The 16,198-nt window shown below is 70.9% G+C and carries 17 protein-coding genes and 1 pseudogene; 5 read left to right on the forward strand and 13 right to left on the reverse strand.

Going from position 1 to position 16,198, the window contains the following annotated elements; genetic code table 11:
* Window positions 1-12: 12 nt before the first annotated feature.
* The 3 genes from ACFW2Y_RS27900 to ACFW2Y_RS27910 form a co-directional block, all read right to left on the reverse strand.
* Window positions 13-441, reverse strand: a complete 429-nt coding sequence (locus ACFW2Y_RS27900) for a nuclear transport factor 2 family protein (protein ID WP_384884719.1) — start codon at window positions 439-441, stop codon at window positions 13-15.
* Window positions 442-663: 222 nt separating this feature from the next.
* The gene (locus ACFW2Y_RS27905) at window positions 664-873 is read right to left on the reverse strand and encodes a ferredoxin (protein ID WP_384884721.1); all 210 of its coding nucleotides are present in this window, start codon (window positions 871-873) and stop codon (window positions 664-666) included.
* Window positions 874-911: 38 nt separating this feature from the next.
* The gene (locus ACFW2Y_RS27910; protein ID WP_384884723.1) at window positions 912-2,129 is read right to left on the reverse strand and encodes a cytochrome P450; all 1,218 of its coding nucleotides are present in this window, start codon (window positions 2,127-2,129) and stop codon (window positions 912-914) included.
* A 277-nt stretch (window positions 2,130-2,406) separates the two neighbouring features.
* Between ACFW2Y_RS27910 and ACFW2Y_RS27915 the strand changes: the two genes are divergently transcribed.
* A complete protein-coding gene (locus ACFW2Y_RS27915) occupies window positions 2,407-2,844 on the forward strand; it encodes a glutaredoxin domain-containing protein (RefSeq protein WP_384884725.1) in 438 nt (145 codons plus the stop codon).
* A 132-nt stretch (window positions 2,845-2,976) separates the two neighbouring features.
* Here the strand turns inward: ACFW2Y_RS27915 and sigJ are convergent.
* Window positions 2,977-3,932: pseudogene (sigJ, locus tag ACFW2Y_RS27920) on the reverse strand (RNA polymerase sigma factor SigJ).
* Between the two features lie 204 nt (window positions 3,933-4,136).
* On the opposite strand from sigJ, the gene ACFW2Y_RS27925 reads away from it, so the two are divergent.
* Complete coding sequence (locus ACFW2Y_RS27925; protein ID WP_384884727.1) at window positions 4,137-4,553, forward strand: hypothetical protein; 417 nt, start codon at window positions 4,137-4,139, stop codon at window positions 4,551-4,553.
* Between the two features lie 83 nt (window positions 4,554-4,636).
* Here ACFW2Y_RS27925 and ACFW2Y_RS27930 read toward each other — a convergent pair whose 3' ends face one another.
* Window positions 4,637-5,662: an ArsR/SmtB family transcription factor gene (locus ACFW2Y_RS27930; RefSeq protein WP_384884729.1), complete on the reverse strand. Its 1,026-nt coding sequence runs from the start codon at window positions 5,660-5,662 to the stop codon at window positions 4,637-4,639.
* Between the two features lie 150 nt (window positions 5,663-5,812).
* Here ACFW2Y_RS27930 and ACFW2Y_RS27935 point away from each other — a divergent pair, with 150 nt between their 5' ends.
* Window positions 5,813-6,772, forward strand: coding sequence for a hypothetical protein (locus tag ACFW2Y_RS27935; RefSeq protein ID WP_384884731.1), 960 nt, complete (start codon window positions 5,813-5,815; stop codon window positions 6,770-6,772).
* A gap of 38 nt (window positions 6,773-6,810) precedes the next feature.
* Here ACFW2Y_RS27935 and ACFW2Y_RS27940 read toward each other — a convergent pair whose 3' ends face one another.
* The 7 genes from ACFW2Y_RS27940 to ACFW2Y_RS27970 form a co-directional block, all read right to left on the reverse strand.
* Window positions 6,811-7,824, reverse strand: a complete 1,014-nt coding sequence (locus tag ACFW2Y_RS27940) for an MBL fold metallo-hydrolase (RefSeq protein ID WP_384884733.1) — start codon at window positions 7,822-7,824, stop codon at window positions 6,811-6,813.
* Between the two features lie 391 nt (window positions 7,825-8,215).
* Window positions 8,216-8,701, reverse strand: a complete 486-nt coding sequence (locus ACFW2Y_RS27945; RefSeq protein ID WP_384884735.1) for an SRPBCC family protein — start codon at window positions 8,699-8,701, stop codon at window positions 8,216-8,218.
* A 66-nt stretch (window positions 8,702-8,767) separates the two neighbouring features.
* Window positions 8,768-9,181, reverse strand: a complete 414-nt coding sequence (locus tag ACFW2Y_RS27950) for a VOC family protein (protein ID WP_384884737.1) — start codon at window positions 9,179-9,181, stop codon at window positions 8,768-8,770.
* A 284-nt stretch (window positions 9,182-9,465) separates the two neighbouring features.
* Window positions 9,466-10,659 carry an MFS transporter gene (locus ACFW2Y_RS27955; protein WP_384884739.1) on the reverse strand — a complete coding sequence of 398 codons (1,194 nt, stop codon included), beginning with the start codon at window positions 10,657-10,659 and terminating at the stop codon, window positions 9,466-9,468.
* Between the two features lie 192 nt (window positions 10,660-10,851).
* Window positions 10,852-11,976, reverse strand: a complete 1,125-nt coding sequence (locus tag ACFW2Y_RS27960) for an ABC transporter substrate-binding protein (RefSeq protein ID WP_384884741.1) — start codon at window positions 11,974-11,976, stop codon at window positions 10,852-10,854.
* A 193-nt stretch (window positions 11,977-12,169) separates the two neighbouring features.
* Window positions 12,170-12,688: a hypothetical protein gene (locus ACFW2Y_RS27965; RefSeq protein WP_384884742.1), complete on the reverse strand. Its 519-nt coding sequence runs from the start codon at window positions 12,686-12,688 to the stop codon at window positions 12,170-12,172.
* A gap of 180 nt (window positions 12,689-12,868) precedes the next feature.
* The gene (locus tag ACFW2Y_RS27970; RefSeq protein WP_384884744.1) at window positions 12,869-13,294 is read right to left on the reverse strand and encodes a tautomerase family protein; all 426 of its coding nucleotides are present in this window, start codon (window positions 13,292-13,294) and stop codon (window positions 12,869-12,871) included.
* A gap of 152 nt (window positions 13,295-13,446) precedes the next feature.
* Between ACFW2Y_RS27970 and ACFW2Y_RS27975 the strand changes: the two genes are divergently transcribed.
* A complete protein-coding gene (locus tag ACFW2Y_RS27975; protein ID WP_384884749.1) occupies window positions 13,447-13,929 on the forward strand; it encodes a winged helix-turn-helix transcriptional regulator in 483 nt (160 codons plus the stop codon).
* A gap of 82 nt (window positions 13,930-14,011) precedes the next feature.
* On the opposite strand, the gene ACFW2Y_RS27980 is transcribed toward ACFW2Y_RS27975, so the two are convergent.
* Window positions 14,012-14,734: a TetR/AcrR family transcriptional regulator C-terminal domain-containing protein gene (locus ACFW2Y_RS27980; protein WP_384884746.1), complete on the reverse strand. Its 723-nt coding sequence runs from the start codon at window positions 14,732-14,734 to the stop codon at window positions 14,012-14,014.
* A gap of 117 nt (window positions 14,735-14,851) precedes the next feature.
* On the opposite strand from ACFW2Y_RS27980, the gene ACFW2Y_RS27985 reads away from it, so the two are divergent.
* A complete protein-coding gene (locus ACFW2Y_RS27985; RefSeq protein ID WP_384884748.1) occupies window positions 14,852-16,075 on the forward strand; it encodes a saccharopine dehydrogenase C-terminal domain-containing protein in 1,224 nt (407 codons plus the stop codon).
* Window positions 16,076-16,198 lie beyond the last annotated feature (123 nt).

The following is a 16,198-nucleotide window of genomic DNA, read 5'->3' on the forward strand; positions in this document are numbered from 1 at the left end:
GGGCGGAACTGCTCATGAGGGTTCGGGGTGTGTGGAGTCCGCCGTCTCGACGGCGCCGGAGGCCTCGGCCGCGATGCGGTCGAACTGGGATCCCATGGCCTCGGCCAGCGCCCGGGCTGCGGAGAGGGGGCGGACCATGACGGCGAAGTCGTCGATGAGGCCCTGCTCGTCGAGGTGGAGGAAGTCGCAGCCGTTGATGGCGCGGTCGCCGACCCGCGCCTCGAAGACGAGTGCGTGGTCGCGCCCGTCCTCGCTCGTGATCTCCCGTACGTAGCGGAAGTCGGTGAAGACGCGGGACACACCCCGCAGGATGGCGGCCGTGATGGCCTTGCCGGTGTAGGGCGTGAAGGCCACCGGGCTGGTGAAGACGACCTCGTGGGCGAGCAGCGCCTCGATCGCCTCGTGGTCATTCGCCTCGACGGCCTGACGGAACGCCTTCATGTTCATCCCCGCAATTAGTCAAATAAATGAATAGGTGGAGGGGACGGTACTGGTCGTGCGGAAACCTGTCCAGGTCGTCGTTGTCGTGCCGGACGCCGTGACCACGACCGAGGTGACGGGGCCTCCCCTGCACCTTCCCCTGCGCTTTCCCCGCGCCCCGCGGGTCGGTGCCACCTGCTGCGTCGACCCGCGGGGCACGGTGTCCGGTGCGTCCGGAGAACCTCACCCCGGTACTTCGTCGGCGAAGTCCTGGACGGTGACCGCTCGTACGGGACAGGCGCGTGCCGCTTCCCGGGCCAAGGGGGTGGTGGTGGTCTCCCGTCCCGGAATGACGCCGCCGAAACCGTCGTCGTCCTGGGTGAAGACGTCCGGAGAGATCAGGGCGCACTGCCCCGCACCGATGCAGGCGTTCTGGTCGATCGAGACGCGCACGTGAAGGGTTCCTTTCGCCCGGCGTCCTGTCGGGTGGCTCACCAGGTGACGGGGAGTTCGAGCATCCCCTGGATCGTGTCACCCGGTTTGAAGGGGATCTCCTCGGCGGGAACGGCCAGTCGCAACCCGGGCAGCCGGCGTACGAGGGTCCCGAGGGCGATCTCCAGCTCCGCGCGGGCCAGGTTCTGCCCGAGGCACTGGTGGATGCCGAAACCGAAGGCGACGTGGTGGCGGGCGGACCGCCCCCAGTCGAGATGGTCCGGATCGCTGTAGGCGGAGGCGTCCCGGTTGATGACGGAGGTCGAGAACACCACGCCCTCGCCGGCACGGATGACCGTCCCCGCGACGTCCACGTCCTCGCGGGCGACCCTGAGCAGTCCGTCCGCGATGGACAGGAACCGCAGAAGTTCCTCCACGGCGGCGGGAACGAGTCCGGGATCCGCGCGTAGCTCGGCCAGTCGCTCGGGATGCCGCAGGAGCGTGAACGTACCCAGCGAGATCATGTTCGCGGTCGTCTCGTGCCCTGCGACCAGCAGGATCGTGGCGAGCTGCACCAGTTCGGCCCGATCGGGGCCGCCGTTCTCGCTCCGTGCCACCAGGTCGTCGAGGACGCCGATGTCGGGTTTCAGCCGCTTGCGGTCGATCAGGTCGCCGAGGTAGCCCTCCAGTCGTGCCAGGGCGTCCTCCGTGTCCGCACCCGTCGGACCGCGGAGCAGTCGGCGTGACTGCTCTTCGAAGAAGTCGTGGTCCTCGTACGGCACGCCGAGCAGGTCGCAGATGACGATCGAGGGCACCGGCAGCGCGAACGCGCTCACCAGCTCGGCCGGCGGCCCCTGCTCCTCCATCGCGTCCAAGAGCCGGTCCACCGTCTCCTGGATGCGGGGCCGCAGCGATTCGGCGCGCTTGAGGGTGAAGCTGGGGATCAGCAGCCTGCGCTGGGCATGGTGCTCGGGGTCGTCCCAGCCGAGCAGGGCCGCACGCCGTCGCCTGCGCAGGGTCACGGCCCGTTCCGTCGGCAGGGGGAAGTCGATCCGGGTGGAGTCGGTGGACAACCGCTGGTCCGCGAGCAAGGCGCGGGCGACTGCGTGTCCGGTGACGAGCCAGACCCGGCGCCCGTCCCACAGGGTGACCCGTGACAGAGGGCTCTCTTCCCGGGGGCGCGGGTACGCGATGGGTGGATGGTAGGGGCAGGTTCGGTCCTGGGGGAACGCCACGGCTTGCGTCGCGGCTTCTGCTACGGCTTCGGCCTTCGTCACGGGGGCCTCGCTGGGGCTCGTGGACGGTCAGGGTGGTGGTGCCACCTCCACTACATGCCTCAGGCACCTATCTGGTCTACGAAGAGTTCGGCCATTCCACCGGAACGGGTGCCGCCCATACGGCAGGCGTCCCGGAAACGGCGTGGCGACGGCCCCACTGGTCGCACGACCCGAACACCCCTGCGGATCGAATGGGTTCGTCCCCGAGGGCCTGGCGAACGCCCGCAAGGGCACCGGGCCCGCACGCGGACCGAAGTCGCCGGTAGCCTGTTGCCCCATGATGCGTGCCTGGAACCCGTCGGTGCTGTTCGCCCTGTGCGGCGCTCTCGTTGCCGCGGGAATGTTCCTCAAGGGGGATCGAGCCGCAGCCGTGGTGATGCTGCTGGTCTTCGTGGTGCTCGCGGTGCTGAACTCGCCGCTGGTCTTCCCGAGGTCGACCGGCGTCCTGGAGGCGCGGCGTCGCAGCGAGGCGGATGGGCGGCCGATCGTCTTCTGGCGTCCCGGGTGCACGTACTGCCTGCGCCTGCGCATCCGGCTGGGGCGTGATGCCCGTCAGCTGCACTGGGTCAACATCTGGCGGGATCCTGACGGCGCGGCGGCGGTGCGGAAGGCCAACGACGGCAACGAAACCGTGCCGACGGTCGTCGTGGCGGGCCGGCCGCACGTCAACCCCGATGTCGCCTGGGTCCGCGAGCAGCTCGCCCACCGGACGTGACCCGCGCGCCCCTTCCGGGTGAAGACCGGCCCGCCGATCGCCGTCGTCCCGATCGGGTTCGGTCGCTCTCCACCCGTCGCATCGAGGGCACCGCGCGGGCGTCCGGTTCGGGGCGACGCCACCCGGAGGGCCTCAGAGCGGCCGGTCTTCCTCCCCTGCGCGCAGCTTCTCCGGATTGCGAACCGCCCGAATGCGTTCGATGCGGCCCTCGGAGAGGTGGAACGCCGCCACGGTCACCGTGATGCCCGAGTGTTGGGCCACCAGGCCGGGCAGGCCGTTGACCGAGCGTTCCAGGAGCCTGAGCCCGGGGGCCTTGTCGGTGATGTGGGTGATGTACCGGGCGATGGGCCCACTGCCTTCGACGGGCCGCAGCACGGTTCCGACCAGGCCTCCGCCGTCGGCCGTCATCCTGGCGTCCGGATCCAGCAGGCCGACGAGGCCCTTGATGTCCTTCGCCTCCCACGCCTCCTTGAAGACCCTTACCAGATAAGCCTGTTCGACCGCCGACACGGGGGGAGCCGCTTCGGCGCGGATGCGCCGCCGCGCCGACGACGCCAGCTGTCGGCAGGCCGCGGACGACCGGCCGACGATTTCGGCGATCTCGACGAAGGAATAGCGGAAGACGTCGTGCAGGACGAACACCACGCGCTCGGCGGGAGTCATCGACTCCAGCACGACGAGGAACGCCATGCTCACCGACTCGTCCAGGGTGACCCGATCGGCGGGATCGGACCGATCGCCGGCGCCGCGTACGCTGGACCATTCCGTGCGGTCGGGCAGCGGCTCCGGTATCCACGCCCCGACGTAGCGTTCACGTAGCGTTCACGTCGTGCCCGCGCCGAGCCGAGCAGGTCCAGGCAGACACGGCTGGCCACCGTGGTCAGCCAGACCCCGGGCGATGCGACGGCCTCCCGCTGCTGCTGAGTCATCGCGTACCAACGGGCGTAGGTCTCTTGGACGGCGTCCTCCGCCTCGGCCAGTGAACCGAGCATCCGGTAACCGAGGTTGAGCAGTCGACGCTGTTCGCCGACGACCCCGCTCGGGTCCGGCTCGGACCGGCCGTGCACGAACTCGCTGAGGGCGTTCATGGTGGCACTCGTTCTCCGGGTTCCTCGGTGCTTCTTCGGGGCTTCTCGGACCGGCGTCGTTCCCGTTTCCCCGACGGGACGACAAGGTCGGGACAGCGCATCGAACGGCTGCGCAGGCATCCGCCTCACATTCCACGGCGCTGCGTCGTCGGACGGGAGAGACAGTACTGAGTCACCGCCGCGAGGCAGAAGAAGGAGCACCTCATGGCCATCACCGTACGGACCGCGGAAGTTCGGGCCGGCAACCGGACCTTCCTCCAGGTCGCGATCGCCTTGCAGACCCTCTTCCTCCTCTGCCAAGCGGTCACGGCAGGAATCCTGTTGTCCTCCTCCTACGGAGAGACGCTGCACGGCGTGGGTGCGCGGGTGATGTACGCGGCCTCCATGCTGTACGCGCTGGCAGCCGTCCTGGCCTGGCGTCCCGGCGGCGGGTCGCCCCGTCAGATCCTCTACTCGACGGGTTTCCTGCTCCTCGCCTCGATACAGGTCGTGCTGGGCATCGCCCGGGTGCCGTCCCTCCATGTTCCGCTCGGAGTCCTGATGTTCGGGCTGAGCGTCCTGGCGCTGGGGCGGAACCTTTCCGCGCGGAGCCAGAGCCACGGCGCAGCGGGTCGGTCGTAACCACCGTACGATCTCTGCGCGTTGCTCCCGGCCTCGCCGTGGATCCGGCCCACTCGACGTCCCCGTCGCCCCGTCCGGAACGCTCAGAGCCCGACCAGCAGGGAGTGGCCGAGGGGCGTGAGGCTGTGGAGCACCGCCGTGCCGGTGCGGACGGTCTCGACCAGGCCCGCGCTGCGCAACACGCCCGCGTGCTGGCTGGCTGCCGCGAGGGAGATGGAGGCCCGGTCGGCGAGGGCGGTGGTGGTGGCGGGGGAGCGCAGGAGCGCGAGCACCCGGGCTCTGGTGCGGCCCAGCAGTGCCGCGAGCGCATCCGGCCGGTCATCGCCCCCGTCTGCCGGGGCCGCGCTGCCGTCGTCATGCAGGGGGTAGACGAGGACAGTCGGCTCCTCGGACCGGTACATCACCATCGGACCGGTCGCGAACCACGAGGGGACGAGCAGCAGACCCCGCCCGCACAGCGGAATGTCGTGCGTCGATGCCGAGGGCAGGTGCAGTGTCGGGGGCTGCCACCTCCACGTCGTCCCCAGGGTGGTCAGCAAGGCGTCCACGCCGCCCCGCAACAGCATCTCGGACCGCAGCGCGCGATCCGTGAGCGCGTCCCGGCGGATGCGGGGCCAGAGCGGTTCCACCGACGTTTCGAAGTAGCGCCGGGCGTCCTCGCGCAGGATTTGGGACGCGGCGGGGGAACCCTGGGCGAGTTCGCGGGCCCATCGGCCCGGCCGGTGTAGACCGCCGTTCCAACCACAGACCTCCGGAACCCCGAGGTCCCATGCGAGCCGGTCGGTGGGCGTCGATGCCGCGGCGTCCAGTGCGCCGGCGAAGTCGTGCACCGCCGGCTGGAGGAGGAAGTCCGGTACGAACCCCTCCTCGGCGAGCAACTCGGCCAGCACGCCGCCCCGGAGGCCGGGACCTCCGTGCAGGGAGCGGTGCCACTGGCGGGCGGCCGGCCGTGGACGGTGCAGCAGCCCGACACCCGCGCCGCGACCCCCGAGCCCACGGTCCAGGTCCATGCCCAGACGCAGGCTGAGGGCGGCTTCCGCCAGCGCGTTGACCGCTGGGGCGAGGGTGATGCGGCGGAGGTCGGCGGCCGTGAAGTGAAGGCGGATCATGTCGGCCGATTATCGGCCGGACGGGCCCGTTTCCCCAGGGGTGGGCGAGGACCCTTTCAGCCTGGCATGAAAGGCAATGCGCCCGACGTGATGACACCGCACGCTCCTGTTCGTCCCCCTCACCCGCCGATCCCCACGGAGGCCGCGCCGATGCAGCGCACCACCGCCCGAACCGTCCGTCTCGCCGCCGCGCTCCTGCTCACCGCCTTCGCGAGTGCGCCCGGTCCCGCGGCAGCACGGGACCTGCCCGACACCTACGTCGTCTCCCGGGCGCCCGGAGTGCTCCCCGAAGGGATCACGATCACTCCCGGCGGCACTGTGTACGTCTCCTCGGACGGGCGGGGCAGCCTGTTCCGGGGTCGCGTCGACGGGCCGGAGCTGGAGCCCTTCCCCGCGCGCGGCCTTGGGGACCGCACCAGCACGCTCGGTGTGCACACCGACCGGCGCGGGCGCGTCTTCTCCGTGGGCGGCGCGACCCTGACCGTCCACGACGGCCACGGACGGCCCCTCGCCCTCCGCACGGCACACAGCGGACCGCTCGGTCCGCCCCGCTTGAACGACCTGGTCGTGACCAAGGACGCGGTCTACGCGACCGACTGGGCCAACCCCGTCATCCATCGGGCCGAAATCAAGGGCTCCGAACTCGGGCCCCTCGAACCCTGGCTCGACATCCGCGCCGCGTTCCCGCAGTTCCCCGCCCAGTACTGGCTCCTGAACGGCATCGTCGCCGATGAAGCGGGCACCACGCTCCTGGTGGCGTCGAACGGCACCGAGGCCGTCTGGCGGATCGACGCGACCGATGGGGCGGTGAGCCGACTCGACCTGGGGGAGGGATCCTTCGGCCCCGACGGCATGGTGTTGCACGGGCGGACGCTGTACGCCGTGCTCAACTACGGTGCTCCTCATGGGGTGTACATCGCCCGACTCGACGAGGAGCTGCGCACCGGGTCGGTGACCCACCGCCTCACCGACGGCCCCTTCGACCTGCCGACCACCCTTGCGAGGCACGACTGCCGTCTCTACGTGGTCAACAGTCAGCTCGACGAGCCGCCGGGCCTGCCGCCCTACACCGTGAGCGCGATCGACGACCCCGTGTGTGACGACCGGTGACCCGTGCGGGCCCGGCGTCGGTGTCGACCGCGTGCACGTCAGCGCGGTTCTGACGCTGGCCACGCACGCGGGTAGGGCACGTGCAGCGACTCGGCCGTCACGGGGGTGTGGCCGGCCGCTGCGCGCAGCCGACCGTCACGCTGCACGATCCCGCCGCTGGCCAACATGGTGGTGATCAACTCGGTGGCGAGGGCCTCGGGCGCGAGCCGTAGCAAGCGTGCGGCGTCCGTCAGCCATGCGCGTGCACGGAGGTACTGCTCGACCTCGTCCACCGGTATGCCGTCACGGATCATCAGGGCGAAGGCGAAGATCCGACGGGCGCCGTACCAGACGGCCCCGTCGGGATCGTCGACGAGTCTCCGGCCCCGGCGGAGGGCGGCGGCGAGGGCGGCCCCGGGGTCCGTGGGGATCGGGCCGTGGGAGGGCAGGATCACGCGCGGATCGAGGTCGGCCATGCGCTGGAGGGACGCGAGTGCGGTGTTTGCCGCCCCGGGCCCGTCGACAGCGAGGTTGACCCAGCCGACGTCGTGGTCCGACAGGGCGTCACCCACCAGGAGCAGACGTTCTTCCGGATGCCACAGGGCCAGGTGGCCGGGCGTGTGACCGGGGGTGCGGACGACCTCCCAGTCCTGGTCGCCGAGGCGGAGGAGCCGTCCGTCGTCGAGCGGTACGTCCACGTCGTACGGCGCGACGGGTTGGTCCAAGTACTCCGCCGCGCAGCACCCCGGATCCCGGCGTGAGATCGCCTCGGCCTCCGGAGCCCCGGCGGCCACGGCGGCTCCGCCCGCCCGGAGGAGGGCGTTCGCGCCGACGTGGTCGGCGTGCCAGTGCGTGTTCACGACCAGGTCGATGCGTCCGGCATGCGCCCGGGCCCAGTCCACGGTGTCCGCGGCGTGGCTGACGAACCCGGAGTCGACCAGGGCCGGTTGCCTTCCGGCCAGGAGGAGTGTGTTCGCGTTGGGGAACGGCCGCTTCCACCAGATGGCCCAGGCCGGCAGCGTCGGCGGTGCGGACGCGTCCCGCGGCCCCTTCGCTTCGCCCCGCCGGCTCACTGCGCGGGTCCCTTCGTGCGGCCGGGGCCCACGAGGGGGAGGGAGGCGGCGGGGCGGTGCACCGGATCCCGGTCGTCGGGGTCCACGGGGAGACGCGTCGCTTTCTGCCGAGACCTGTCTTGCACGTGCTCTCCCTCGACGTCGACGAACACCACGGTCAGGGCGGTGGAGGGGAGGAGGGCGGCTCTGCGGGGTCAACCGGACTGCTGCCGAAGGGAATCCACCGGACGATCATCATGCCATCGGCGGCACGGCCGGGGCACACCGGTCGCCCGTGACGGGCAGTCCGTCGTGCCACCCCGTCCGCTGCGATCGGGTGCCCGAGCGGCGTCCGACCCTGGACCATCCCTGGACCACCCCGTCCGATCCCACGGCGCGGTGCGGAACGCACTCAGGTCGTCCCGGTCGCGGCCCGTGCAATGCGTTCCAGGGTGGTGCGCATTCCGGACCGGTTGAGGGCGACCCGGCGTGCGGGGTTCGTCCCCGCGAAGACGGTTCCGAGTAGATCGGCGACCCGGGCCCGGCGCCCGGTGGTCCGCAGGTCCTGCCAGAACTCGGTGATCCGCGTGCCCGAACCCTCCGGTTCGAACCGGTAGCCCCAGCGCGCGATCGGCAGCCCGAAGACGCCGATGTCGAACACGAACTCGCTGTTGGTGCGCATCAGGGCCACACGGCCGAGGGTGGGCCAGACGAACGGGCCGCGCCGGTTGAACCCGATGAACCGGCTGCCGGCGCGGAGAGGAGGTCGCAGCACCCACACGGACCGGCACTCAGGGCTCCACCGCCCCATGTTCCGCAGGTCTGACACCAGGCGGTAGACGACCGCCGGCGGTGCGTCGACGACCGCGCTCTCCTCCAGGCTCCACTGTCGGCCCATGACCCGCTCCCCTCGCCCCGTGCGACACCCCACCCGTCCCTACTCGCCGGTAGGTTAACGGGTGCGTCACCCGTTCGTGTGCGGAGCGCCGGAACCGGCCTCGACGTCCCGCGGGTACCAGCGCAGTTCGACCGTATTGCCGTCGGGGTCCTTCACGTAGATCGACTCGGCGGAGCCACGTGCGCCCCAGCGCGGCACCGGGCCTTCGAGGACCTCGAAGCTGCCGGAGTCGATGACCTCCTTCCAGTCGAGCGGGTCCACGACCAGACAGATGTGATCGACGTTGGACTCGCCCCGCGGACGGGAGAAGAGGTCGATGACGGTGCTCCCGTCTATGCGCACGGAAGGGAACGACACCTTGCCGGCCCGCCATTCCTCGACCCGTTCGGGTGCGAGCCCCAGGAGACCGGTGTAGAACTCCAGGGCCTTGTCCACGTCGGTCACGTTGAGTACCAGGTGGTCGAGGGCTTTGACTCGCATGAGTGGTCCATTGCCTTTCCGGGGGCGGACGGGAACTCGACGATCATGTTCGAGGAGACGGTCGTGAGCAAGGGCCCCGCCCACCCGCGATGCGGAGCGATTCCATCCGGTAGGTCCCGTGTGCCCACCGGGGTGCACCGTCGCCCGGTGCCCCGGCACGGGCCGCGGCGGCCGGTCCAGGAGGGGCGAGAAGGGGATGGCGATCGGTCCGCGGCGCTGGAACGGAGGCCTGGCAGGACCCGGACGGGCGCGGTTCCGTGCCGCCCGGTTCCTCACGGTGGCCCTCATCGCCGCCCCGTCCGCACCGGCCGCCCGAGCAGGTACGCGGCGGCCGAGGCGACCAGGAGCAACATGCAGCCGGTGAAGACCAGACCGGCCTCCTCCAGACCGAGCGGATCCGACAGTGCGCCGACCCCGATGACGGGGATCGAGATGCCCGTGTACGCGACCACGAACAGGGCCGAGATCACGGCCGCACGTTGCTCGACCGGTGCACCCGTGGCGACGGCAGACAAGGCCGCGCGGAAGGAGAGTCCCTGCCCTGCTCCGCCGATGACCGCAGCCAGTACCACCAGGACCAACAGCGACGCGACGAGCGCTCCGGCGAGGAAGGAGAGGCTGGCGAAGAGCACCGCACAGCCCAGCGGTAGGGACCGGGCCACTCCGAAGCGGCTGACTCCGAGCTGACCTGCGATGGAGGCGAAGAAGGCGAGCGCGACGACGAGGCCGCTCACCGCGTGGTTGTCCACCTGTAGGGAACGGGAGAGGAAGGTCGGACTGATGGAGGTGAACACCCCGAACAGGGCGAATCCCGCGAACGATGCGATCGCCGCCGGCACGAACACCGCCCGGACCTGCATCGGCAGGGCCGGCCGTTGTGGTCGCACGGCGCCCCACGGCTGCCGCTCGCGCACCGTTTCCGGCAGCCCCAGGAGGAGGACGGCCGACACGGCGACCAGGGCGAGGTGTACGGCGAACGGAAGCAGCAACGGCTCGGGCGCGTACTCCGCGAGCACTCCGGCGAGCAGGGGGCCGCACCCCAGGCCACCCATGTTGGCGGCCGTCGCCACGAGCGTGGCCCGAGCCCCTCCGCCGGGTGGGGCGAGGTCCATGACGTACGCGGTGGCGGCGCCGGTGAAGAGACCCGCCGACAGGCCCGACAGCAACCGCCCCGCGTACAACCAGGCGAGACCGTCGGCGAACAGGAAACAGAGGGCGCTCGCCGCCGCGAACCCCAGGCCTCCGTACAGGGTCGGCCGTCTGCCGATGGTGTCCGAGGCGTTGCCCGCGAGGAGCAGGACCCCGATGACGCCGAAGGCGTAGACGGCGTAGACGACGGTCACCGTCAGCTCGGAGAAGCCGAACTCCTCCTGGTAGAGCGGGTAGAGGGGGGTGGGCAACGTGGTGCCGGTCATGCCCACGATGAACACGGCCCCGGCAAGTAGACACGGGAGCCATCCTCGGCGATCACCAACCATGGGCCGACGGTATCCCCGAGGGGCTTTTCCGCCCCGCCGGCGCAGCGGCGGGCCCCTGGAAGCGTTCTTCGCCGCCCCCCCCGGGGCCGGTCCGTCGGCTGCCGCGGGGACGCCTGCCACGGCCACCGTGCGCTGACGCCGCCAGCCCCCGCTGCCGGCTGCTTGCACGCGCCCCGCTGGTCACGTGAGTTCTCAGCCCGTGTGGAGGACCCGGAAGCGTTCGGGTGCCGCAGGGTCGCGATCGGCCACCTGGACGGGTGCCCATGCCCACTGCCGGACACCGGTCTCCGGCGTGCGGGAGAAGTTGATCGGGCCGCGGGTCCCCTCGACCCGTAGGTGCGGCCATGACGCAGCGATCGCCGCCCGGTTCGTACCGTGGGAACGCAGGGCCTCGACGAGAACGGTGATGGTGTCCCAGCCTTCGAAGGCGACGAAGGACGGTGCTTCGCCGAGACAGCCCCCGAGTTCCTTCTCCACGCGCTCGGCGAGCGGGCCGAAGCGCTCGGGCAGATAGCGAAGGAACGGAACTCCGGCGCCGGCCCCGCCCAGCAGGGCGGCCCATGCGGCGAACTCGGGCTGCCCCGCAGGGGCGCCGATCAGGATTTCCGCCAGCCGACCGTCGCTCCGTACCGCCTTGACGAGGGACACCGCCGGCTCCGGATGGCCCACGAGCAGGAGCAGCGCCGTCGCGTCGTGCGCGACGAGGGCGTCGCAGAGCGCTTCGGGGGTGAGCGCATGGGCGTCGAGTTCCACGACGGTTCCCCTGCGGGAGGCGAGTCGGTCCCGGAGGACACGTGTCCCGGAGGCCCAGTAGGCGCTCGATTGGGTTGCCAGGGCGATCCGCTTCCGACCCGAGGCGAGGAGGAAGTCCGCGTAGAGGCGCCAGCCGTGGGACTGGACCGGAGCCACGCGCGCGACCCACTCCGTCGTTTCTTCGGTGAGCGCGTCGAGCACGGCCGACGAGCAGAGGAACGGCACGCCGAGGGCATCGGCCCGGGTGGCAGCGGCACGTGCGACGACGCTGTGGTACTCGCCCACCAGGGCGGCGACGCCCAGGTCCGTCAGTTCCTCCACGGCCGCCGAGGCCCGCTCGGGGTCGGCCGCGGTGTCCCGGACCATCAGTTCCAGCGGCCGGCCGCCGATTCCACCTGCGCTGTTGGCCTCCTGGACGGCCAGGTCGAGCCCCGCGAGCAGGTGACGGCCCGCTTCGACCCAGCCCGGCTGCGACAAGGGGGCGAGGGCGCCCACCCGGACGGGCGAGCGGTCCGCCTGCCCGTCCGTGGACGGAGAACCCGATGTGTCCTTCGGCGCGTTCATCGGTTCGGGTCTCCTCGGGGGCGATGCGGGTGCGGCCAGCCCGGGAAGCGTACGGGGCGCGATTGACGGGGGGCGCTCCCCGGAGCGCGGCGCATCGGGTGCGCTCGGGTGGCCATGCCGGTCATGGGAACCCGCAGCCGAACCGAGGAGCAAGCGATGATCGGGGCGTCGAGACGCCGTCCCGAGGTCGGTCTCAGCGGCCACGTCGTCGATCGCGGTCCGGCGGTTGCCCCTTGCGTCGGCGCTTGCGAGGGGGGCGGCGCGGACGGACCGGGGCGCTGAGCTCGCCCACGGCCGCACGGATGTGGGCGGGGCCGTTCCGCCGGTCGCCGGCGCACCACCAGGAGAGCCGTCCCTCCACCTCGCGCGGGTGCATGCCGAGGTCGTGCTCGTCGCACAGCGGCCATGCTTGCCAGAGGCACTCGGTGATCGTGTCCTGTGCGGCGTCGGTGACGGCCCGCAGCGCCTGGGCCGGGCCGTCGCTGGAGTCCGGCAGCAGGGAGCCGCCGTGCCATTGGCCGTTGGCCAGGGCCACGTGGACCGCCTCGGCCTCGTCCCCTTGGTCCGAGGGCAGCCCCATCAGCTGCAGGGGCTCTTGATCGGGCAAGGTCGCCGTGAGGTCACGGTTGAGGAGGGCGAGGGCCGCGTCCAGGAGCGGATGCTCGCCGAGCGGGATCCGGCGGGGCCTGAAGGATTCGAAGGGACCGTGCACGAAGGTCATTGTGCCGGGCCGGGTTCTGCAGGCCGGGCGGAGGGGCGGGGCCGAAGGGCCGTGGGGCCTTCGCGCGCCTCGACTGCGCCTGCTGCTGAGGAGCGGCGCAGTCGAGGCGTGTTCTGTTGGTCGGTCGCGCTTCGGGCGATCCGCACCGTGAGGAAGCGGCCCCGAGAGGGGTCAGTAGTGGATCGTCCTGTTCTCTTCCGCCCAATGCCGTTCCGCCGTCGAGCCGCCCGGAGGAGGTACCAGCCCGTTGATCATCCAGAGGTCGTCACTGGTCTCGTCGACGTGGAACTCCCAGTGGAGTGCGGTGTGTCGTTCGAGGTGGGGCTGCAGCATCTGCCGTATCCAGCGGGCCGTGCGCCGCCTTGCCTCCTGGTCGGGGTTGTGCCGGGCGATGTGGTCGATGCTGATGCGGACCCCGAGCGGGGCGGGGAGACCTCCGACGTGGAAGTCCTCCGGCCGGGTCTCGTGGAAGAGCGTGATCACGTAGAACCTGGGCAGGCCGACCTTCTCGTAGTGATCCGTGATCGCCGAGGCGAGTCGTTGCTTCTCCTCGTCGGAGAAGACGCCCGGCGTGTGGTGAATGGTCCACAGTGGCATGGCGGTTCGGTGCTCCTTCGTGGGGTCCGGCTTGCGGGCGACGGTGCAGGGGCTCCGGGGCGGAGCCCTTATCTGACTAACGCTCTCATTAGTCAGATGCAAGCACGGCAAGTCTGAGTAACGCAAGCATTAGTTACGATGGACGGGTGGCGATGAAGTTCGAAGAGAGGCTCCGTGACCGTGACGCCTGGTCGATCGGTGACGGCTGCTCGGCGGGGCGGGTGCTCGACCTGCTGAGCACCCGCACGGTCTTCATGGTGGTGCGCGAGTGCTTCTACGGAACGACCAGGTTCGAAGACTTCGTGGCGAGGATCGGGACCTCCGCGCCGGCACTCTCGCGCGCGCTCAAGCAGCTGGAGTCCGCGGGAGTGGTGATCCGCGCGCCCTACCGGGAGCCCGGCAAGCGGGCTCGTGACGAATACCGTCTGACCGCGGCGGGGGAGGACCTGTTGCCGGTGTTCCTGTCGCTGATCCAGTGGGGGGACAAGTACCTCCAGGACGGCCGCCCGCCCCTGTCCTTCGTCGAGGCGGACGGCGGGCGCCCGCTGAGCGTCCGCGTGACGGCGGACCCGGTCCCCGAGCTCCCTTCCGAAGACATCGAGATCCGACTGCACCCCGACTGGGGCAGGAGCTGATGTCAGCCCCGGCGGAGCCGAGTGGCGACCGGGGGCGCGGGCGACCAACGGCGAGGGCGCCCCGTTCTGCCGGCGGGCGCCGTCACTTCCCGTCGACGCGATCGCGTGCGGCGACCAGTCGTGCTTCTGCCCTGTGGAGCAGGGTGTCCAGGACGACCGGGTACGCACTGTCGTTCATGCGGTCCGCCAGTAGCCCCGCGACGGCTGCGATGTGCGGATGGGTCTCGGCCGGCAACCGTGCGTAGGTGGAGGTCCACATCTCCTCGTCCGCTTCTCTGACCTCGTCCTTCACGGCCAGCGCGCCCGCGTCCAGAGCGGCGAACGCGAGCGTCAGGTCGATGAAGGCGTGGTACACGCCGACGGCGTCCACGTCGCTGAAGCCCGCATCGCGCAGGATGCCCAGGATCGTCTCGTCCACCTCGATCTCGCGGGGGCGGCCGGTGACGCGGCTGGCGGTCAACAGGGCGGCTTGCGGATGGGCGAGGTAGGAGGCGTGGACGGCCAGGCCTAGGGTGCGGAGGTCGGAACGCCAGTTCCCGGTGGGCGTCCAACGATCCAGGGCCCGTCCCATCAGCTCCTCGCCGATCGCCCGGGTCAGTCCGTCCAGGCCCTGGAAGTACCGGTACAAGGTGCTCGGATCGGCGCCGAGTGCGGCACCGAGCCGGCGGGCGGTCAGCCCGGCACTGCCGTGCTCGCGCAGCATCCGCAGGGCCGTCTGCACGATCAGGCGCTCCGACAGCACGGTGCCCTGTCGGGTCGGCCGCCGTCTGCGCCGCTCGGCCTCCGGAACCACCTTCTTCGGCACCGCGTCTCCGCTCCTCGGCTCTTATGCCAACGCCGTAGACCTTAACCAACCGCATCCTGTTGCATCGAGCCGTCCCCGGGTTCCTGCCCGGACCGTCTCGACGAAAGCGTGTGTGACATGCGTGTACTTCTGGTGGGTGCGGGCGGCGTCGGAACCGCCGTCACCCGTATCGCGGCCCGCCGTGACTTCCTGACCCACATGGTCGTCGCCGACTACGACCCGACCCGCGCGCAGGCGGCCGTGGCCGCGCTCGACGATCCGGACGGCCGCTTCAGCGCGCGTCGCCTCGACGCCTCGGACGAGGCCGCGGTGCGCCGGCTCCTTCGCGAGGAGAACTGCGACGTGCTGCTCAACGCAACCGACCCCCGGTTCGTGATGCCGCTGTTCAACGCCGCGCTCGCGGCGGGCACGCACTACATGGACATGGCGATGTCGCTCTCCGTGCCGCACTCGGCCGCGCCCTACGAGCAGTGCGGAGTGAAGCTCGGCGATGAGCAGTTCGCCCTGGCCGGGGCATGGGAGGACGCCGACCGCCTGGCCCTGGTGGGCATCGGCGTGGAACCGGGCCTGTCCGACGTGTTCGCGCGGTACGCCGCCGATGAGCTCTTCGACGAGATCGAGGAGCTCGGGGTCCGCGACGGTGCGAACCTCACCGTCGAGGGCCATGACTTCGCCCCGTCCTTCAGCATCTGGACCACCATCGAGGAATGCCTGAACCCGCCCGTCGTCTACGAGAAGGACCGCGGCTGGTTCACCACGGCGCCGTTCAGCGAACCGGAGGTCTTCGACTTTCCCGAGGGCATCGGCCCGGTCGAGTGCGTGAACGTCGAGCATGAGGAGGTCCTCCTCATGCCCCGCTGGATCGACGCCCGACGGGTGACGTTCAAGTACGGCCTCGGAGACGACTTCATCGCAAAGCTGAAGACGCTGCACGAGCTGGGGCTCGACTCCACGGCGAAGGTCACCGTTCCGGGAGCCGACGGACCGGTCCGGGTCTCCCCGCGCGACGTGGTCGCCGCCTGTCTGCCCGACCCGGCCACCCTGGGCGACCGCATGAAGGGCAAGACCTGCGCGGGTACCTGGGTCAAGGGGACCAAGGACGGCGCGGAGCGCGAGGTGTACCTGTACCACGTGGTCGACAACGAGTGGTCGATGCGCGAGTACGGTTCCCAGGCCGTGGTCTGGCAGACCGCGCTCAACCCGGTGATCGCCCTGGAGCTGCTCGCGGTCGGTGCCTGGAAGGCGAGCGGGGTCCTCGGCCCGGAGGCGCTGCCGCCCCGCCCGTTCCTCGACCTGCTCGCCGACTACGGGGCCCCGTGGGGCCTGCGCGAGGAGGGCTGAGCCTTCCTGTGGTCCCCTCCGGGAGCGGCCCGGACCGCACGCTCCCCGGTGGACGACCATGGTCGTGCGCAGTCCGGTAGTTCGGTAGTCCCGGGGCCGAGCCGTTCCCGGCCCCGGGACTAC

Origin of the sequence: Streptomyces sp. NPDC058877, assembly GCF_042742855.1 — a bacterium.
GTDB lineage: Bacteria > Actinomycetota > Actinomycetes > Streptomycetales > Streptomycetaceae > Streptomyces.

Bases quoted from the DNA above. Each gene is read 5' to 3' on its own strand.
- ACFW2Y_RS27900 (WP_384884719.1), bottom strand. From the start codon at position 441: ATGAAGGCGTTCCGTCAGGCCGTCGAGGCGAATGACCACGAGGCGATC.
- ACFW2Y_RS27915 (WP_384884725.1), top strand. From the start codon at position 2,407: ATGATGCGTGCCTGGAACCCGTCGGTGCTGTTCGCCCTGTGCGGCGCT.
- ACFW2Y_RS27925 (WP_384884727.1), top strand. From the start codon at position 4,137: ATGGCCATCACCGTACGGACCGCGGAAGTTCGGGCCGGCAACCGGACC.
- ACFW2Y_RS27930 (WP_384884729.1), bottom strand. From the start codon at position 5,662: ATGATCCGCCTTCACTTCACGGCCGCCGACCTCCGCCGCATCACCCTC.
- ACFW2Y_RS27935 (WP_384884731.1), top strand. From the start codon at position 5,813: ATGCAGCGCACCACCGCCCGAACCGTCCGTCTCGCCGCCGCGCTCCTG.
- ACFW2Y_RS27945 (WP_384884735.1), bottom strand. From the start codon at position 8,701: ATGGGCCGACAGTGGAGCCTGGAGGAGAGCGCGGTCGTCGACGCACCG.
- ACFW2Y_RS27950 (WP_384884737.1), bottom strand. From the start codon at position 9,181: ATGCGAGTCAAAGCCCTCGACCACCTGGTACTCAACGTGACCGACGTG.
- ACFW2Y_RS27955 (WP_384884739.1), bottom strand. From the start codon at position 10,659: ATGGTTGGTGATCGCCGAGGATGGCTCCCGTGTCTACTTGCCGGGGCC.
- ACFW2Y_RS27960 (WP_384884741.1), bottom strand. From the start codon at position 11,976: ATGAACGCGCCGAAGGACACATCGGGTTCTCCGTCCACGGACGGGCAG.
- ACFW2Y_RS27970 (WP_384884744.1), bottom strand. From the start codon at position 13,294: ATGCCACTGTGGACCATTCACCACACGCCGGGCGTCTTCTCCGACGAG.
- ACFW2Y_RS27975 (WP_384884749.1), top strand. From the start codon at position 13,447: ATGAAGTTCGAAGAGAGGCTCCGTGACCGTGACGCCTGGTCGATCGGT.
- ACFW2Y_RS27985 (WP_384884748.1), top strand. From the start codon at position 14,852: ATGCGTGTACTTCTGGTGGGTGCGGGCGGCGTCGGAACCGCCGTCACC.